Here is a 15,587-nt window from a genome sequence, read left to right as displayed (position 1 = left end):
CGCCGACGCGGGCACCCTGACGGGATGTACGCCGCCCTGGCAGAATCGGGACCGGCCGTCTGTACAGGACGGCGTAATCGACTCCCAGAGGTCACGTCCTCCCATGCCCCCCACTCTCGCCTCACTCGTCCAGCACCCGGCGCTCAGGCTCAAGGTCCGCGCGGGGGCGGACCGGCTGGCCACCCCGGTGCGCTGGGCACACGCCAGCGAGCTGGCCGACCCCGTCCCGTACATGGAGGGCGGCGAACTCCTGCTGATCACCGCGACCAGCCTGGACGCCGAGGACCCCGGGACGATGCGGCGCTACGTCCGCAGGCTGACCGGGGCCCAGGTCGCCGGACTGGGCTTCGCCGTCGGCGTCACCTACGACGAGGTCCCCCACGCCTTGGTCGAGGCCGCCGAGGAAGCCGGCCTCCCGCTCCTGGAGGTGCCCCGGCGCACCCCCTTCATCGCCATCAGCAAGGCGGTGTCCGCGGCGATCGCGGCCGATCAGTACCGGGCCGTCACCGCGGGTTTCGAGGCGCAGCGCGAGCTCACCCGGGCCGCCCTCGTCGGGGAGGGGCCGGCCGGAGTCGTCACCCGCCTCGCCGCGCACGTCGACGGCTGGGCCGCCCTGTACGACACGGCGGGCGCCGTCGTCGCCGCGGCCCCCGAGTGGGCGGCCCGGCGGGCGGCCGGGCTCACCGCCGACGTACGCCGCCTCGGGGACCGCGCCGCCCCGGCCAGCGCGGTGGTCGGCGGCCCGGAGGAGCGGGTGGAACTCCAGTCCCTGGGCACCGGCAGGCTCACCCGGGGAGCGCTCGCCGTCGGTACGGCCTTCGCCCTCGGCACGGCCGAGCGGTACGCCGTGCACTCCGCCGTCGCCCTGCTGACGCTCACCACCGCCCGCTCCCGCGCGCTCCAGGAGGCCGAGCAGAGGCTGGGGGCCGCGGTGCTGCAACTGCTGCTCGCGGGGCAGTCCGACCACGCGCGGGCTGTCGCGGGCGATCTCTACGGGGCCCTGCTGGACGCCCCCTTCCGGCTGATCATCGTGGAGTCGCCCGACCCCGAGCCGCTCACCGACGCCATGGAGGCCGCCGCGGCCCGCTCCGGCGAGACACTGCTGACGGTGCCGGAGGGCGACGGCGACCGGGTGGTGGTGCTGGCGGCGGACGGCGGCGCCGCGGTGGCCGCCTGCGCGGCGTACGCCCGCGCGTGTGAGGGGCGGCCGACGGGCGAGCGGGGCGACGACGACGTGGCCATGGCGGCGGGCCTGTCCGCCCCGGCCGGTCCGATAGCGGCCTCCGCCGCGTACAAGCAGGCCGGCCAGGCGCTGTCGGTGGCCCGCCGCCGGGGCAGCGCCCTGGTCGAACACGAGGAACTGGCCAGCGGCTCCGTGCTGCCGCTCCTCGCCGACGACGCCGTGCGCGCGTTCGCGGACGGGATGCTCCGCCCGCTGCTGGAGCACGACGCGAAGGGCCGCGGGGACCTGGTGGCGTCCCTGCGCGCCTGGCTCTCCCGGCACGGCCAGTGGGACGCCGCCGCAGCGGACCTGGGGGTCCACCGGCACACCCTGCGCTACCGGATGCGCCGGGTGGAGGAGATCCTGGGCCGCTCCCTGGACGACCCGGACGTGCGGATGGAACTCTGGCTCGCCCTGAAGGCCACGGCGGCCACCACGCACCCGGCTTGAGGCCGGGGAGGCCGCCGCGCACCCGCCCTGAAGGCCACGGCGGCCACCACGCACCCGCCCGGGATCGCGGCCGCCCCCTGACAAACCGGCGTACCGGCCGCGCCCTCCACTCCTTCCCGGACAAACCTCAACGGCGCCCCCTCCCCCTACCGTGGGGGCCGGAGGGCGCTCCGCGGTGCCCGCGAACCCTGTCCGTCACCGAAGCCCCGCCGAGGTCCGTCCACGGACAGTCCTCCGAAGTCCACCATCGTGCAGTTCACCACCCCGAAGGGCCGGAATCCGTCATGACCTCCACCCACGCCTTCTGGCTGGCCGGCCGCCGGGCCACCGGCGAGGACGCCTTCGACGTCACCAACCCCTACGACGGCCGCCTCGTCGGCACGGCCTCCGTACCGTCCGACGCCCAGGTGGAGGAGGCGGTCGCCGCCGCGCACGCCGTGCGCGAGGAGTTCGCCGCCACTCCGGCCCACGTCCGCGCCGCCGCGCTGGACCACGTCGTACGCCGTCTCACCGAGCGCACCGAGGAGATCGCCCAGCTGATCTCCGCCGAGAACGGCAAGCCCGTCAAGTGGGCCCGGGGCGAGGTCGGGCGGGCCGTGTCCGTCTTCCGGTTCGCCGCCGAGGAGGCCCGCCGCTTCAACGGCGGGGACGCCCAGCGGCTGGACACCGACGCCGGCGGCACCGGCCGCCTCGCGCTGACCCGGCGCTTCCCGCGCGGCCCTGTCCTCGGCATCGCGCCCTTCAACTTCCCGCTCAACCTCAGCGCCCACAAGGTCGCCCCGGCCATCGCCGTCGGCACGCCGATCATCCTCAAGCCGGCCCCGGCCACACCCCTCTCGTCGCTGGTCCTGGGCGAGCTGCTGGCCGAGACCGGCCTCCCGGCCGGTTCCTGGTCGGTCCTGACCGTGCCCAACGACCGCATGCCCGCCCTGGTCCAGGACGAGCGGCTGCCCGTCATCTCCTTCACCGGCTCCGGCCCGGTCGGCTACTCGATCATGGATTCGGTGCCGCGCAAGCACTGCACCCTGGAACTCGGCGGCAACGCCGCCGCCGTCGTCCTCGGCGACTACGCCTCCGAACAGGACCTGGACTGGGCCGCCACCCGCATCGCGACCTTCTCCAACTACCAGGGCGGCCAGTCCTGCATCTCGGTGCAGCGGGTCATCGCGGACACCGCGGTGTACGACCGGCTCGTCCCGAAGATCGTCGCCGCCGTCGAGGCCCTGGTCACCGGTGACCCCTCCGACCCGGCCACCGACGTCGGCCCGCTAGTCAGCGAGGACGCCGCCCGCCGGGTCGGATCCTGGGTCGAGGAGGCCGTCGCGGCGGGCGCCACGCTGCTCACCGGAGGCACGCGCGACGGGGCCACCTACGCCCCCACGGTCCTCACCGGCCTGCCCGCCACCACGAAGCTCGCCTGCGAAGAGGTCTTCGGCCCGGTGCTCTCCGTCCAGCGGACCGACGGCGAGGCCGAGGCGTTCGCCGCCGTCAACGCCTCCGAGTACGGCCTCCAGGCAGGTGTCTTCACCCACGACCTGCAGACCGCCTTCCGCGCCCACCGCGCCCTGGAGGTCGGCGGTGTGGTCATCGGCGACGTCCCGTCCTACCGCGCCGACCAGATGCCCTACGGCGGCACCAAACGGTCCGGGGTGGGCCGTGAAGGCGTGCGGTACGCCATGGACGACTACACCTACGAACGGGTCCTCGTCCTCACCGGCCTGGCCCTCTGAGGAGCGCCGGCGCCCGGACGGCCGGAGCCCGCCGCACAGCGGGCCCCGGCCGCGGGCGGCCCCGGCGGGGGACCGCCACACGGGTGGTGGCGGTGGCGCACATCGGGTAGATACGGACGAGTGGTGCCGATCGGTACAGGTACGGCTGCCGATCGGTACGCGTACGGCCCGACCACCGTCCCGACTCGCGGCGAGGTGAGCTCCTCATGTCCGCCCCATCCGACACCCCCCAGGCCCCCCGGGTCACCGAGCGCGAAGCGCGGCAGGTGGCCGAGGCCGCCCGTGAACAGGACTGGCACAAGCCGTCCTTCGCCAAGGAACTCTTCCTCGGCCGCTTCCGGCTCGATCTGATCCACCCCCACCCGGTGCCCGGCGCCGACGACGTGCGCCGCGGCGAGGCGTTCCTCGGCCGGCTGCGCACGTTCTGCGAGACCCGGGTCGACGGAGCCCTCATCGAACGCGAGGCCAGGATCCCCGACGAGGTGGTGGCCGGGCTCAAGGAGCTCGGCGCCCTCGGCATGAAGATCGGGACGAGGTACGGCGGCCTCGGGCTCACCCAGGTCTACTACAACAGGGCCCTGGCGCTCGCCGGTTCGGCCAGCCCCGCGATCGGCGCGCTGCTCTCCGCGCACCAGTCGATCGGGGTGCCCCAGCCGCTGAAGATGTTCGGCACCCAGGAGCAGAAGGACACCTTCCTCCCGCGCCTGGCCACCACGGACATCTCGGCGTTCCTCCTCACCGAGCCCGACGTCGGCTCCGACCCCGCCCGGCTCGCGGCCACGGCCGTTCCCGAGGGGGACGACTACGTCCTGGACGGGGTGAAGCTCTGGACCACCAACGGTGTCGTCGCCGACCTGCTCGTCGTCATGGCCCGGGTCCCCGAGTCGGAGGGGCACCGGGGCGGGATCACCGCGTTCGTCGTCGAGGCGGACTCCCCGGGCATCACCGTGGAACACCGCAACGCCTTCATGGGGCTGCGCGGCATCGAGAACGGCGTCACCCGCTTCCACCGGGTGCGGGTCCCCGCGGCCAACCGGATCGGCCCCGAGGGCGCCGGGCTCAGGATCGCCCTCACCACCCTCAACACCGGCCGTCTCTCGCTGCCCGCCATGTGCGTCGGCGTCGGCAAGTGGTCGCTGAAGATCGCCCGCGAGTGGTCGGCGGTCCGCGAGCAGTGGGGCAGGCCCGTCGCCCGGCACGAGGCCGTCGGCGCGAAGATCTCCTTCATCGCCGCCACCACCTTCGCCCTGGAGGCGATCGTGGACCTCTCCTCCCAGATGGCCGACGAGAGCCGCAACGACATCCGCATCGAGGCGGCCCTCGCCAAGCTGTACGGCTCCGAGATGGGCTGGCTGATCTCCGACGAACTCGTCCAGATCCGCGGCGGACGCGGCTTCGAGACCGCCGACTCGCTCGCCGCCCGCGGCGAACGGCCCGTGCCCGCCGAGCAGATGCTCCGCGACATGCGCATCAACCGGATCTTCGAGGGCTCCACGGAGATCATGCACCTGCTGATCGCCCGGGAGGCCGTGGACGCCCACCTCAAGGTCGCCGGGGACATCATCGACCCCGGCAAACCGCTGGCCGACAAGGCGAGGGCGGGGGCGAACGCCGCCGGCTTCTACGCCCGCTGGCTCCCCGGACTGGTCAGCGGCCCGGGGCAACTCCCCAGCTCGTACCGAGAGTTCCGCATCCCCGGGTACCCCGACCTCTCCGCCCACCTGCGGTACGTCGAACGCGCCGCGCGCCGCCTGGCCCGGTCGGTCTTCTACGGCATGTCCCGCTGGCAGGGCCGGATGGAGACCAAGCAGGGCTTCCTGGGGCGCATCGTCGACATCGGGGCGGAACTCTTCGCGATGAGCGCCGCGTGCGTGCGGGCCGAGCACCTGCGCGCCGACGGCGACCACGGGCGCGAGGCCTACCAGCTCGCCGACGTCTTCTGCCGGCAGTCCCGCATCCGGGTGGAGGAGATCTTCGGCCGGCTGTGGACCAACACCGACGACATCGACCGGCGGGTGGTCGACGGCGTCCTCGGCGGCGCGTACACCTGGCTGGAGGAAGGGGTCGTGGACCCCAGCGGCGAAGGACCCTGGATCGCGGACGCCACCCCGGGCCCGGCCACCGGGGAGAACGTCCGCCGGCCCTTCGGCTGACAGCGCTCCCGGCCGGGCACCCGGCCCACCCCCGGCCGGGCATCCGGCCCCCGGGACGGGGTGCCCGGCCGGCGGCCCCGCCCGACCCGGGCGCGCCCCCGCCTGTCCGCCGGCATCCCCCTGTCCGCCGACGCCCGCGGCCTGTCCGCCGCCATCCCCCCGCCTGTCCGCCGACACCCCGCCGGGGCCCGTCCACTGCCTGGACGCGCCCCGCAGCCGTGCCCGGCACGCGGCAAGATGGCGCCCCGTGACCGTCATCCATGTCCCAGGCTCCAAGTCCGTCACCGCCCGCGCCCTCTTCCTGGCCGCCGCCGCGGACGGCACCACCACCCTCCTGCGCCCCCTGTGTTCCGACGACACGGAAGGGTTCACCGAGGGACTCACCCGCCTCGGATACGGGGTGAGGCGCGAACCGGACCGCTGGCACATCGAAGGACGCCCCCTCGGCCCCTCCGTCGCCGAGGCCGACGTCTACTGCCGGGACGGCGCCACCACCGCACGCTTCCTGCCCACCCTCGCCGCCGCCGCGGCCACCGGCACCTACCGCTTCGACGCCTCCGCCCAGATGCGCCGGCGCCCCCTCGCCCCGCTCACCGAAGCGCTGCGCACCCTCGGTGTGGACCTGCGGCACGAGGGCGCGGAGGGCCACCACCCGCTCACCGTCCGGGCGTCCGGGGTCAAGGGCGGCGAACTCACCCTGGACGCGGGCCAGTCCTCGCAGTACCTCACCGCGCTGCTGATGCTAGCCCCGCTCACCGCCGAAGGGCTCACCATCCACGTCACGGAGCTGGTCTCCGCGCCGTACGTCGAGATCACCCTCGCCATGATGCGCGGCTTCGGGGCCGAGGCGGTCCGGGAGGGCGACACCTTCACCGTGGCCCCCGGCGGTTACCGCGCCACCACCTACGCCGTGGAGCCCGACGCGTCCACCGCGAGCTACTTCTTCGCCGCCGCGGCCCTCACCGGCCGGGAGGTCACCGTCCCCGGGCTCGGCACCGGCGCACTCCAGGGCGACCTGCGCTTCACCGAGGTGCTGCGCCGCATGGGCGCCGAGGTGACGACCACGGCCGAGGGCACCACGGTGCGCTCCGGCGGAACCCTGCGGGGACTCACCGTCAACATGCGGGACATCTCCGACACCATGCCGACCCTCGCTGCGATCGCCCCCTACGCCTCCTCACCCGTACGCATCGAGGACGTCGGCAACACCCGGGTCAAGGAGTGCGACCGGCTGGAGGCATGCGCCCTCAACCTGCGGCGGATGGGCGTCACCGTGCACACCGGCCCGGACTGGATCGAGATCCACCCCGGCACCCCGAAGGCCACCGGGATCACCACGTACGGCGACCACCGCATCGTGATGTCGTTCGCCGTCGCGGGACTCCGCGCCCCCGGCATGAGCTACGACGACCCCGGGTGCGTCCGCAAGACGTTCCCCGCCTTCCACGAGGAGTTCGCCCGGTTCGCGGCACAGGGCGCCGGCTGAGTCCGGCCCCCGCCGGGCCACCGGCCGGGCGCCGCATGCCGCACAATCGTGCTCCGGTACGCGCACGGGAACGGACGCGGCCGACGAACGGGAGACAGGGGCAGGGATGTTCGAGCTGTTCGCACGAGGTGACGGCGGTACCGGGAGGCGCGGCGCCCTCGCCGCCGCCTGCGCGGTGGCGGTACTCGCCGGAGCCGGCGGATGCGGGGAGGACGGGAGCGGCGGCGGTGACGGCAGGGCCGCGAAGAGCCCCGCACCCGCGGCCACCGCGCCTTCCGCGGGCGCCGCGCCCTCCGGCGGCCTCACCGAGGCGCAGCTCACCGAGGCGGCCCTCACCGAGGGGGAGAGGGCCGGTGTCCACACGGTGTCCGAGTACGTCCTGGACGGCCCGCACAGCGACATGTACACCGCGGATCCGGCCGTCTGCCAGCCCCTCGTCAGCCTTGCCGGTGACGTCAGCGGGCACGAGCCCACCGCCCAGGTCCAGCGCAAGACGGACATCCTCGATGACATGCGCGGCGTCACCGTCGACGTGACCCTGCGCTCCTACCCCGGTGACGGGGCCGCCGAGGTCATGCGGGCCCTCGGCAAGGCGGGCACGGAGTGCGCCGGAGGCTTCACCGAGGAACGGGCCCTCGTCCGGGCCGGATACGAGAAGACCGAACCGGCCGCCCTGCCCCCCTTCGCGGACGAGGCGGACGAGGCGGAGGCGTACCGCTTCACCATCAGGGACGTGAAGGACGAGCTGAAGCTGTACGAATACCTCACGGTCCTGCGCTCCGGCTCCACCACGCTCGCCTTCCGCGCCGAGAGCCTGGGCACCGAGGACTTCGGCGGCGTCCCGCAGGAGGTCATGGACGCCCAGTGGAAGAAATTCCGCGCCGCCGCCGGCTGAGCCGCGCGCCGGGCGGGACGCCCTGTCAGGACACACAGCACGAGCGGCGACAATGGGGCCCATGAGCGACAGTCCCGCACCCCTCGCCGATCCCCACATCGTCTTCGACGCGGCACAAGGCCGCCGGGATCTGGTGATCCTCGGTTCCACCGGCTCCATCGGCACCCAGGCCGTCGACCTGGTGCTGCGCAACCCCGACCGCTTCCGCGTCACCGCGCTGTCCGCCGCGGGCGGCCGGGTCGCGCTCCTCGCCGAGCAGGCGCGGCGGCTGCGGGTGCGTGCCGTAGCGGTCGCCGACCGGGACAAGGCGCCGGCCCTGCGCGAGGCGCTGCGCGAGAACTACGGCGCGGGCGAGCCGCTGCCCGAGATCCTGGCCGGCCCCGACGCGGCCACCGAGCTGGCCGCGAGCGACTGCCACACCGTGCTGAACGGCATCACCGGCTCGATCGGGCTCGCCCCCACCCTCGCGGCGCTGAAGGCGGGCCGCACGCTCGCCCTCGCCAACAAGGAGTCGCTGATCGTGGGAGGGCCGCTGGTCAAGGCCCTCGCCGCGCCCGGCCAGATCATCCCGGTCGACTCCGAGCACGCCGCGCTCTTCCAGGCACTGGCCGCCGGCGAGCGGGCCGACGTACGCAAGCTGGTCGTCACGGCGTCCGGCGGCCCCTTCCGCGGGCGCACCCGGAGCGAACTGGCCGGCGTCACCCGGGAGCAGGCACTCGCCCACCCGACCTGGGCCATGGGCCCCGTCATCACGGTCAACTCGGCGACCCTGGTCAACAAGGGCCTGGAGGTCATCGAGGCGCACCTCCTCTACGACATCCCGTTCGACCGGATCGAGGTCGTCGTCCACCCCCAGTCCTACGTTCACTCGATGGTGGAGTTCACCGACGGCTCCACCCTGGCCCAGGCGACCCCGCCCGACATGCGGGGCCCGATCGCCATCGGCCTGGGCTGGCCCGAACGGGTCCCGGACGCCGCCCCCGCCTTCGACTGGAGGACCGCCTCCACCTGGGAGTTCTTCCCCCTGGACACCGAGGCGTTCCCGTCCGTCGGCCTGGCACGGCACGTCGGCGCCCTGGGCGGCACCGCCCCGGCGGTCTTCAACGCCGCCAACGAGGAGTGCGTGGACGCCTTCCTCGCGGGACGGCTGCCCTTCAACGGCATCATGGACACGGTCACCGCGGTGGTGGCCGAACACGGCACCCCCGCCACGGGAACTCCGCTGACGGTCGCGGACGTCCTGGAAGCGGAGACCTGGGCACGCACCCGGGCCCGGGAGCTCTCGGCGGCAGCGACAGCGGAGGCGCATGCATGAGTACGACGTCCATCCTGATGACGGTCCTGGGGATCGTCATCTTCGCCTTCGGGCTGCTGTTCTCGATCGCCTGGCACGAGCTGGGGCACCTGTCGACCGCCAAGCTGTTCGGCATCCGGGTGCCGCAGTACATGGTCGGCTTCGGGCCGACGATCTGGTCACGCCGTAAGGGCGACACGGAGTACGGCATCAAGGCCATCCCGGCCGGCGGCTACATCCGGATGATCGGCATGTTCCCGCCCGGACCCGACGGCCGCCTGGAGGCACGCTCCACCTCCCCCTGGCGGGGCATGATCGAGGACGCCAGATCCGCCGCGTTCGAAGAGCTCCGGCCGGGCGACGAGACCCGCCTGTTCTACACGCGCAAGCCCTGGAAGCGCGTCATCGTGATGTTCGCCGGGCCGTTCATGAACCTGGTCCTCGCCGTGGCGATCTTCCTCGGTGTGGCCATGAGCTTCGGCTTCCAGACCCAGACCACCGAGGTCGCCGGCGTCCAGCAGTGCGTGATCGCCCAGAGCGAGAACCGCGACAGCTGCGAGTCCTCCGACCCCGTCTCGCCCGCCAAGGCCGCCGGCCTCCGGGAGGGGGACGAGATCGTCGCCTTCGACGGCCGGAGGATCGACGACTGGGCCACGCTCTCCGACCGGATCCGGCAGACCACCGGCCCCGCGACGCTCACCGTCCTGCGCGACGGCCGGGAAGTCACCCTGGACGCGGTGCTCAAGAAGAACGCCGTGGCCAAGAAGGACGCCGACGGCGAGGTGATCCCCGACGAGTACGTCGTCGCCGGCTACCTCGGCTTCGCCGCGAAGACCGAGATCATCCCACTCTCCTTCGGCGACTCGGTCGTCCGCATGGGAGACATGATCGAGGACGGTGTCGACTCGATCATCGCCCTGCCGTCCAAGATCCCCGACCTGTGGAGCGCCGCCTTCGGGGACGGCGAGCGAGCCGACGACTCACCGGTCGGCGTGGTCGGCGCGGCCAGGATCGGCGGCGAGGTGATGAACCTCGACGTCCCGGCACAGAACCAGATCGCGATGATGCTGTTCCTGCTGGCCGGCTTCAACCTCTCGCTCTTCCTGTTCAACATGCTCCCGCTGCTCCCGCTGGACGGCGGGCACATCGCCGGAGCGCTCTGGGAGGCACTGCGGCGCAACGTGGCCCGGGTCTTCAGACGGCCCGACCCCGGCCCCTTCGACGTGGCCAAGCTGATGCCGGTCGCCTACGTCGTCGCCGGTATCTTCATCTGCTTCACCCTGCTGGTGCTGGTCGCCGACATCGTGAACCCCGTGAAGATCACCTGAGCCCCGTACGCCACACAGGTGGCGCCCGGTCACACGCGTGGTGGCCGGGCCGCCGCCATCCGGCGGAGCGGCCCATGGGGTGCGCCCGGTTTTCGTAGGGTGACGTAACCTCGAAGCCCGGAGTCCGTCCGTCTCGGGACCTCGATCCAACTGATCCACACCTTGGGGATGCTCAGCGCATGACTGCGATTTCTCTCGGAATGCCGGCCGTTCCGACCAAGCTCGCCGACCGACGGGTCAGCCGTCAGATCCAGGTCGGTTCCGTGGCGGTCGGCGGGGACGCACCGGTGTCGGTGCAGTCGATGACCACGACCCGTACGTCGGACGTCGGCGCGACCCTGCAGCAGATCGCCGAGCTCACCGCCTCGGGCTGCCAGATCGTGCGGGTGGCCTGCCCGACGCAGGACGACGCCGACGCGCTCGCGACCATCGCCAGGAAGTCGCAGATCCCGGTGATCGCGGACATCCACTTCCAGCCGAAGTACGTCTTCGCGGCGATCGACGCCGGGTGCGCCGCGGTCCGGGTGAACCCGGGCAACATCAAGCAGTTCGACGACAAGGTCAAGGAGATCGCCAAGGCGGCCGGGGACGCCGGCACCCCGATCCGCATCGGGGTGAACGCCGGATCGCTGGACGCCCGCCTGCTCCGGAAATACGGCAAGGCGACGCCCGAGGCGCTCGTGGAGTCGGCGCTCTGGGAGGCGTCCCTCTTCGAGGAGCACGGCTTCCGGGACATCAAGATCTCGGTGAAGCACAACGACCCGGTCGTCATGGTCAACGCCTACCGGCAGCTCGCGGCGCAGTGCGACTACCCGCTGCACCTCGGCGTCACGGAGGCGGGCCCCGCCTTCCAGGGCACGATCAAGTCGGCCGTGGCCTTCGGCGCCCTGCTCTCCGAGGGCATCGGGGACACCATCCGGGTCTCGCTGTCGGCCCCGCCGGCCGAGGAGGTCAAGGTCGGCCTCCAGATCCTGGAGTCGCTGAACCTCAAGCAGCGCCGCCTGGAGATCGTCTCCTGCCCGTCCTGCGGCCGCGCCCAGGTCGACGTCTACAAGCTGGCCGACCAGGTGAGCGCCGGTCTGGAGGGCATGGAGGTCCCGCTCCGGGTCGCCGTGATGGGCTGCGTCGTGAACGGCCCCGGCGAGGCCCGCGAGGCGGACCTCGGGGTGGCCTCCGGCAACGGCAAGGGCCAGATCTTCGTGAAGGGCGAGGTCATCAAGACCGTCCCCGAGTCGAAGATCGTGGAGACCCTCATCGAGGAAGCCATGAAGATCGCCGAGCAGATGGAGAAGGACGGCGTCCCCTCCGGCGAACCCGAGATCGCCGTCGCCGGCTGACCCGGCTTTGCCCGCCGGGCTCTCCCGGGCCCCGCGGGACGGCCCGGCACCGGCCCCGCCCGGCTCCGGGCCCCCGCCCGACGGCATCCGACCCGGGCTCCGTCCGACGGCATCCGGACACGGCTGTGCCCCGCAGGCTCCTGGGATCCATCCCCCGCCCGCGGGGCACAGCCGTGTCCGGGCGCCGTGACGCGCCCCGCGCCCCCGCGGCCGGCCACCGTGCTCCCGGCCGTCCCGTGCGGGAGCGGCGATCCGAGGCCCCCCGCGCGGGAGCGCCCCACAGACGCGTCGGTTACAGTGCGGAAACCAGCAGACCGTACGGTGAGGCCCCCAGTGTTGACGCAGACCACTACCCGGGTCCTCGACCCCGGCGAGCTCCCCGCGGCGCTCGCCATCCTGGAGAGCGCGCCCGTCGAGAACGCCTTCGTCACCTCACGGGTCCAGGTCGCCGGACTCGACCCCTGGCGCCTGGGCGGCGAGATGTGGGGCTGGTACACCGACGGCAGACTCCGCTCGCTGTGCTACTCCGGCGCCAACCTCGTCCCCATCTGCGCCACCCCCGAGGCCGTGCGGGCCTTCGCCGACCGGGCCCGCCGGGCCGGCCGCCGGTGCTCGTCGATCGTCGGACCGGCCGGCCCCACCGGCCAGCTGTGGCGGCTGCTGGAGCCCAGCTGGGGCCCCGCCCGCGAGGTCCGCCCCCACCAGCCGCTCATGGTCGCCGACTCCCCCTCCGCCGGCGTCGAGGCCGACCCCCTCGTACGCCGGGTCCGCAAGGAGGAGATGGAGATCCTCCTGCCGGCCTGCGTCTCCATGTTCACCGAGGAGGTCGGCATCTCCCCGCTGGCCGGTGACGGCGGCCTCCTCTACCAGGCCCGGGTCGCCGAACTGATCACCACCGGCCGCTCCTTCGCCCGCATAGAGGACGGCAAGGTCGTCTTCAAGGCCGAGATCGGCGCCGCGACCCCGCTGGCCTGCCAGATCCAGGGCGTCTGGGTCGCACCCGAACACCGGGGGCGCGGACTCTCCGAGACCGGCATGGCCGCCGTGCTGCGCCACGCCCTGGCCGACGTGGCGCCCGTCGTCAGCCTCTACGTGAACGACTTCAACACCGCGGCGCGCCGGTCCTACAGCCGTGTCGGTTTCCGGGAGACCGGCGCGTTCATGAGCGTGCTGTTCTGACCGGACGGCCCGGACAGTAGGGTTCCCGCATGGCAGCAGCTACCCCCGACTCCTCCCCGTGGGGCCCCGGCGCCCCTTCCGCCGCCGTCGGACCGGTCGACCTCGCCGACCGCGTCGACGAGGCGCTGGCCGTGCAGGCCCTCGCCTTCGGCCTCACCCGGGAAGAGATCGACGTACGCCGCCACATCGTCCTGCGGCACCTGGAGGACCCCGGAGCACGGGCGCTCGGCGCCACCACCCCCGACGGACGGCTCGTCGGCTTCGTCTACGGGCTGCCCAACAGCCGTACCCACTGGTGGTCCACCGTCGTCGAACCGTACCTGCGCGCCACCGGCTCCGAGTCCTGGCTCGACGGGTCCTTCGTGATCACGGAGCTCCACGTCCACCCGGCGTTCCAGCAGCGGGGCATCGGCCGCGCGCTGATCACCGCCCTCACGGACACCGTCGCCCTGCCCCGTTCGATCCTCTCCGCGATCGACACGGACAGCCCCGCCCGCGGCCTCTACCGCGCCCTGGGCTACCAGGACCTGGCACGGCCGGTGCACTTCCCGGGCGCCCCGAAGCCGTACGCGGTGATGGGCGCGCCGCTCCCGCTGCGCCGGGGCTGACGAATCGATTTCCGCCCGCGCCGCCCGCAGGGCTAACCTCGGGGCCACCACCCTTCCTAGCAGGAGTTCATCATGGCCCAGGTCCAGCGCATGTCCCGATTGATGATCAAGACACTGCGTGACGACCCGGCCGACGCCGAGACGCTCAACCACAAGCTCCTCGTCCGGGCCGGATACGTACGCCGCACCGCCGCCGGCATCTGGACCTGGCTCCCGCTCGGCAAGAAGGTCCTGGAGAACGTCACCCGCGTCGTCCGCGAGGAGATGGACGCCATCGGCGGCCAGGAGGTCCTGCTGCCCGCACTGCTCCCCAAGGAGCCGTACGAGGCGAGCGGCCGGTACGACGAGTACGGCGACCTGCTGTTCCGCCTCCAGGACCGCAAGGGCGCCGACTACCTCCTCGGCCCGACCCACGAGGAGATCTTCACCCAGGTCGTCAAGGACATGTGCTCGTCCTACAAGGACCTGCCCGTGATCCTCTACCAGATCCAGACCAAGTACCGCGACGAGGCCCGCCCCCGCGCCGGTGTGCTGCGCGGCCGCGAGTTCCAGATGAAGGACTCCTACTCCTTCGACACCACCGACGAGGGCCTGGCCGAGGCATACCAGCTGCACCGCGCCGCCTACATCAGGATCTTCGAGCGCCTCGGCCTCGACCACCGCGTCGTCTCGGCGGTCTCCGGAGCCATGGGCGGCTCGGCGTCCGAGGAGTTCCTGGCCCCCGCGCCGGCCGGCGAGGACACCTTCGTGGACTGCCCGAACTGCGACTACGCGGCCAACACCGAAGCGGTGACCTTCGTGGCCACCGCCGCCGACGCCTCCGCGGTCCCCGCCGTCGAGGAACTGGACACCCCCGACACCCCGACCATCGAGACCCTCGCGGACTTCCTCGGCGTCCCGGCCTCCGCGACCCTGAAGAACCTCCTGGTCAAGGTCGACGGCGAGATCGTCGCGGTGGGCGTGCCCGGCGACCGCGAGGTCGACCTCGGGAAGCTGGGCGAGCACCTGGCGCCCGCCGAGGTCGAACTCGTCACCGCCGAGGACTTCGTGGGCCGCCCCGACCTGGTGCGCGGCTACGTCGGCCCGCAGGGCCTGGAGAAGGTCCGCTACATCGCCGACCCCCGCGTCGCCGCCGGCACCTCCTGGATCACCGGTGCCAACAAGGAGGGCGTCCACGCCAGGAACGTCGTGGCCGGCCGCGACTTCGAGGTCGACCAGTACCTCGACGTGGTCGTCGTCGAGGCGGACGACCCCTGCCCGAAGTGCGGCACCGGCCTCCGGGTGGACCGCGCCATCGAGATCGGCCACATCTTCCAGCTCGGCCGCAAGTACGCCGACATCTTCTCCCTCGACGTCCTCGGCCAGCAGGGCAAGCCCGTCCGCGTCACCATGGGCTCCTACGGCATCGGCGTCTCCCGCGCCGTCGCCGCGCTCGCCGAGCAGACCGCCGACGACAAGGGCCTGTGCTGGCCCCGCGAGATCGCCCCGGCCGACGTGCACGTCGTCGCCGCGGGCAAGGCGCTCCAGACCGAACTCGCCCTGGACGTCGCCGCGAAGCTGGGCGACGCGGGCGTCCGGGTCATGGTCGACGACCGCGCGGGCGTCTCGCCCGGCGTGAAGTTCACCGACGCGGAGCTCATCGGCGTCCCGAAGATCCTCGTCGCCGGCCGCCGCTCCGCCGAGGGCGTCGTGGAGCTGAAGGACCGCCGCACCGGCGAGCGCGAGGAGATCACCGTCGACGAGGCGGTCGCCCGCCTCACGGCGGACCTGGCCTGACCACCGGCACCGGACACGGGAAGGGGGCCCACGCGGGGCCTCCTTCCCGTGCCCTCCCGGCTCAGCGCCACGGACGGAGAGGGGCGCCCGGCCCGCGGCGCCCCTCTCCGTCCGTGGCGCCCGGCCCGC

General features: G+C 73.0%; 11 protein-coding genes. All 11 read left to right on the top strand.

Going from position 1 to position 15,587, the window contains the following annotated elements:
• Positions 1 to 103 precede the first annotated feature (103 nt).
• The 11 genes from CP967_RS08135 to CP967_RS08085 all read left to right on the top strand — a co-directional run bounded on the left by CP967_RS08135 (position 104) and on the right by CP967_RS08085 (position 15,458).
• Complete coding sequence (locus tag CP967_RS08135) at positions 104 to 1,672, top strand: PucR family transcriptional regulator (RefSeq protein WP_150487314.1); 1,569 nt, start codon at positions 104 to 106, stop codon at positions 1,670 to 1,672.
• Positions 1,673 to 1,956: 284 nt separating this feature from the next.
• The gene (locus CP967_RS08130) at positions 1,957 to 3,402 is read left to right on the top strand and encodes an aldehyde dehydrogenase family protein (RefSeq protein WP_150487313.1); all 1,446 of its coding nucleotides are present in this window, start codon (positions 1,957 to 1,959) and stop codon (positions 3,400 to 3,402) included.
• A gap of 206 nt (positions 3,403 to 3,608) precedes the next feature.
• Positions 3,609 to 5,555 carry an acyl-CoA dehydrogenase family protein gene (locus CP967_RS08125; RefSeq protein ID WP_150487312.1) on the top strand — a complete coding sequence of 649 codons (1,947 nt, stop codon included), beginning with the start codon at positions 3,609 to 3,611 and terminating at the stop codon, positions 5,553 to 5,555.
• A gap of 247 nt (positions 5,556 to 5,802) precedes the next feature.
• A complete protein-coding gene (gene aroA / locus CP967_RS08120) occupies positions 5,803 to 7,041 on the top strand; it encodes a 3-phosphoshikimate 1-carboxyvinyltransferase (protein WP_150487311.1) in 1,239 nt (412 codons plus the stop codon).
• A 106-nt stretch (positions 7,042 to 7,147) separates the two neighbouring features.
• On the top strand, positions 7,148 to 7,936 hold the full coding sequence (locus CP967_RS08115; RefSeq protein ID WP_150487310.1) for a hypothetical protein: 789 nt from the start codon (positions 7,148 to 7,150) through the stop codon (positions 7,934 to 7,936).
• Between the two features lie 61 nt (positions 7,937 to 7,997).
• A complete protein-coding gene (gene dxr, locus CP967_RS08110; protein WP_150487309.1) occupies positions 7,998 to 9,251 on the top strand; it encodes a 1-deoxy-D-xylulose-5-phosphate reductoisomerase in 1,254 nt (417 codons plus the stop codon).
• A complete protein-coding gene (locus CP967_RS08105) occupies positions 9,248 to 10,558 on the top strand; it encodes a M50 family metallopeptidase (protein WP_150487308.1) in 1,311 nt (436 codons plus the stop codon). Before dxr ends, CP967_RS08105 begins: the two co-directional genes overlap by 4 nt.
• A gap of 179 nt (positions 10,559 to 10,737) precedes the next feature.
• Positions 10,738 to 11,895 carry a flavodoxin-dependent (E)-4-hydroxy-3-methylbut-2-enyl-diphosphate synthase gene (ispG, locus tag CP967_RS08100; RefSeq protein ID WP_150487307.1) on the top strand — a complete coding sequence of 386 codons (1,158 nt, stop codon included), beginning with the start codon at positions 10,738 to 10,740 and terminating at the stop codon, positions 11,893 to 11,895.
• 333 nt (positions 11,896 to 12,228) lie between these two features.
• The gene (locus CP967_RS08095; RefSeq protein ID WP_150487306.1) at positions 12,229 to 13,074 is read left to right on the top strand and encodes a GNAT family N-acetyltransferase; all 846 of its coding nucleotides are present in this window, start codon (positions 12,229 to 12,231) and stop codon (positions 13,072 to 13,074) included.
• A gap of 29 nt (positions 13,075 to 13,103) precedes the next feature.
• On the top strand, positions 13,104 to 13,682 hold the full coding sequence (locus tag CP967_RS08090) for a GNAT family N-acetyltransferase (RefSeq protein WP_150487305.1): 579 nt from the start codon (positions 13,104 to 13,106) through the stop codon (positions 13,680 to 13,682).
• A 72-nt stretch (positions 13,683 to 13,754) separates the two neighbouring features.
• Positions 13,755 to 15,458 carry a proline--tRNA ligase gene (locus CP967_RS08085; RefSeq protein ID WP_150487304.1) on the top strand — a complete coding sequence of 568 codons (1,704 nt, stop codon included), beginning with the start codon at positions 13,755 to 13,757 and terminating at the stop codon, positions 15,456 to 15,458.
• Positions 15,459 to 15,587 lie beyond the last annotated feature (129 nt).

Source organism: Streptomyces nitrosporeus, from assembly GCF_008704555.1.
Lineage (GTDB): Bacteria > Actinomycetota > Actinomycetes > Streptomycetales > Streptomycetaceae > Streptomyces > Streptomyces nitrosporeus.
Note: the sequence above shows the minus strand (reverse complement) of the source record. Positions and strands in the feature narration are given on the sequence as shown.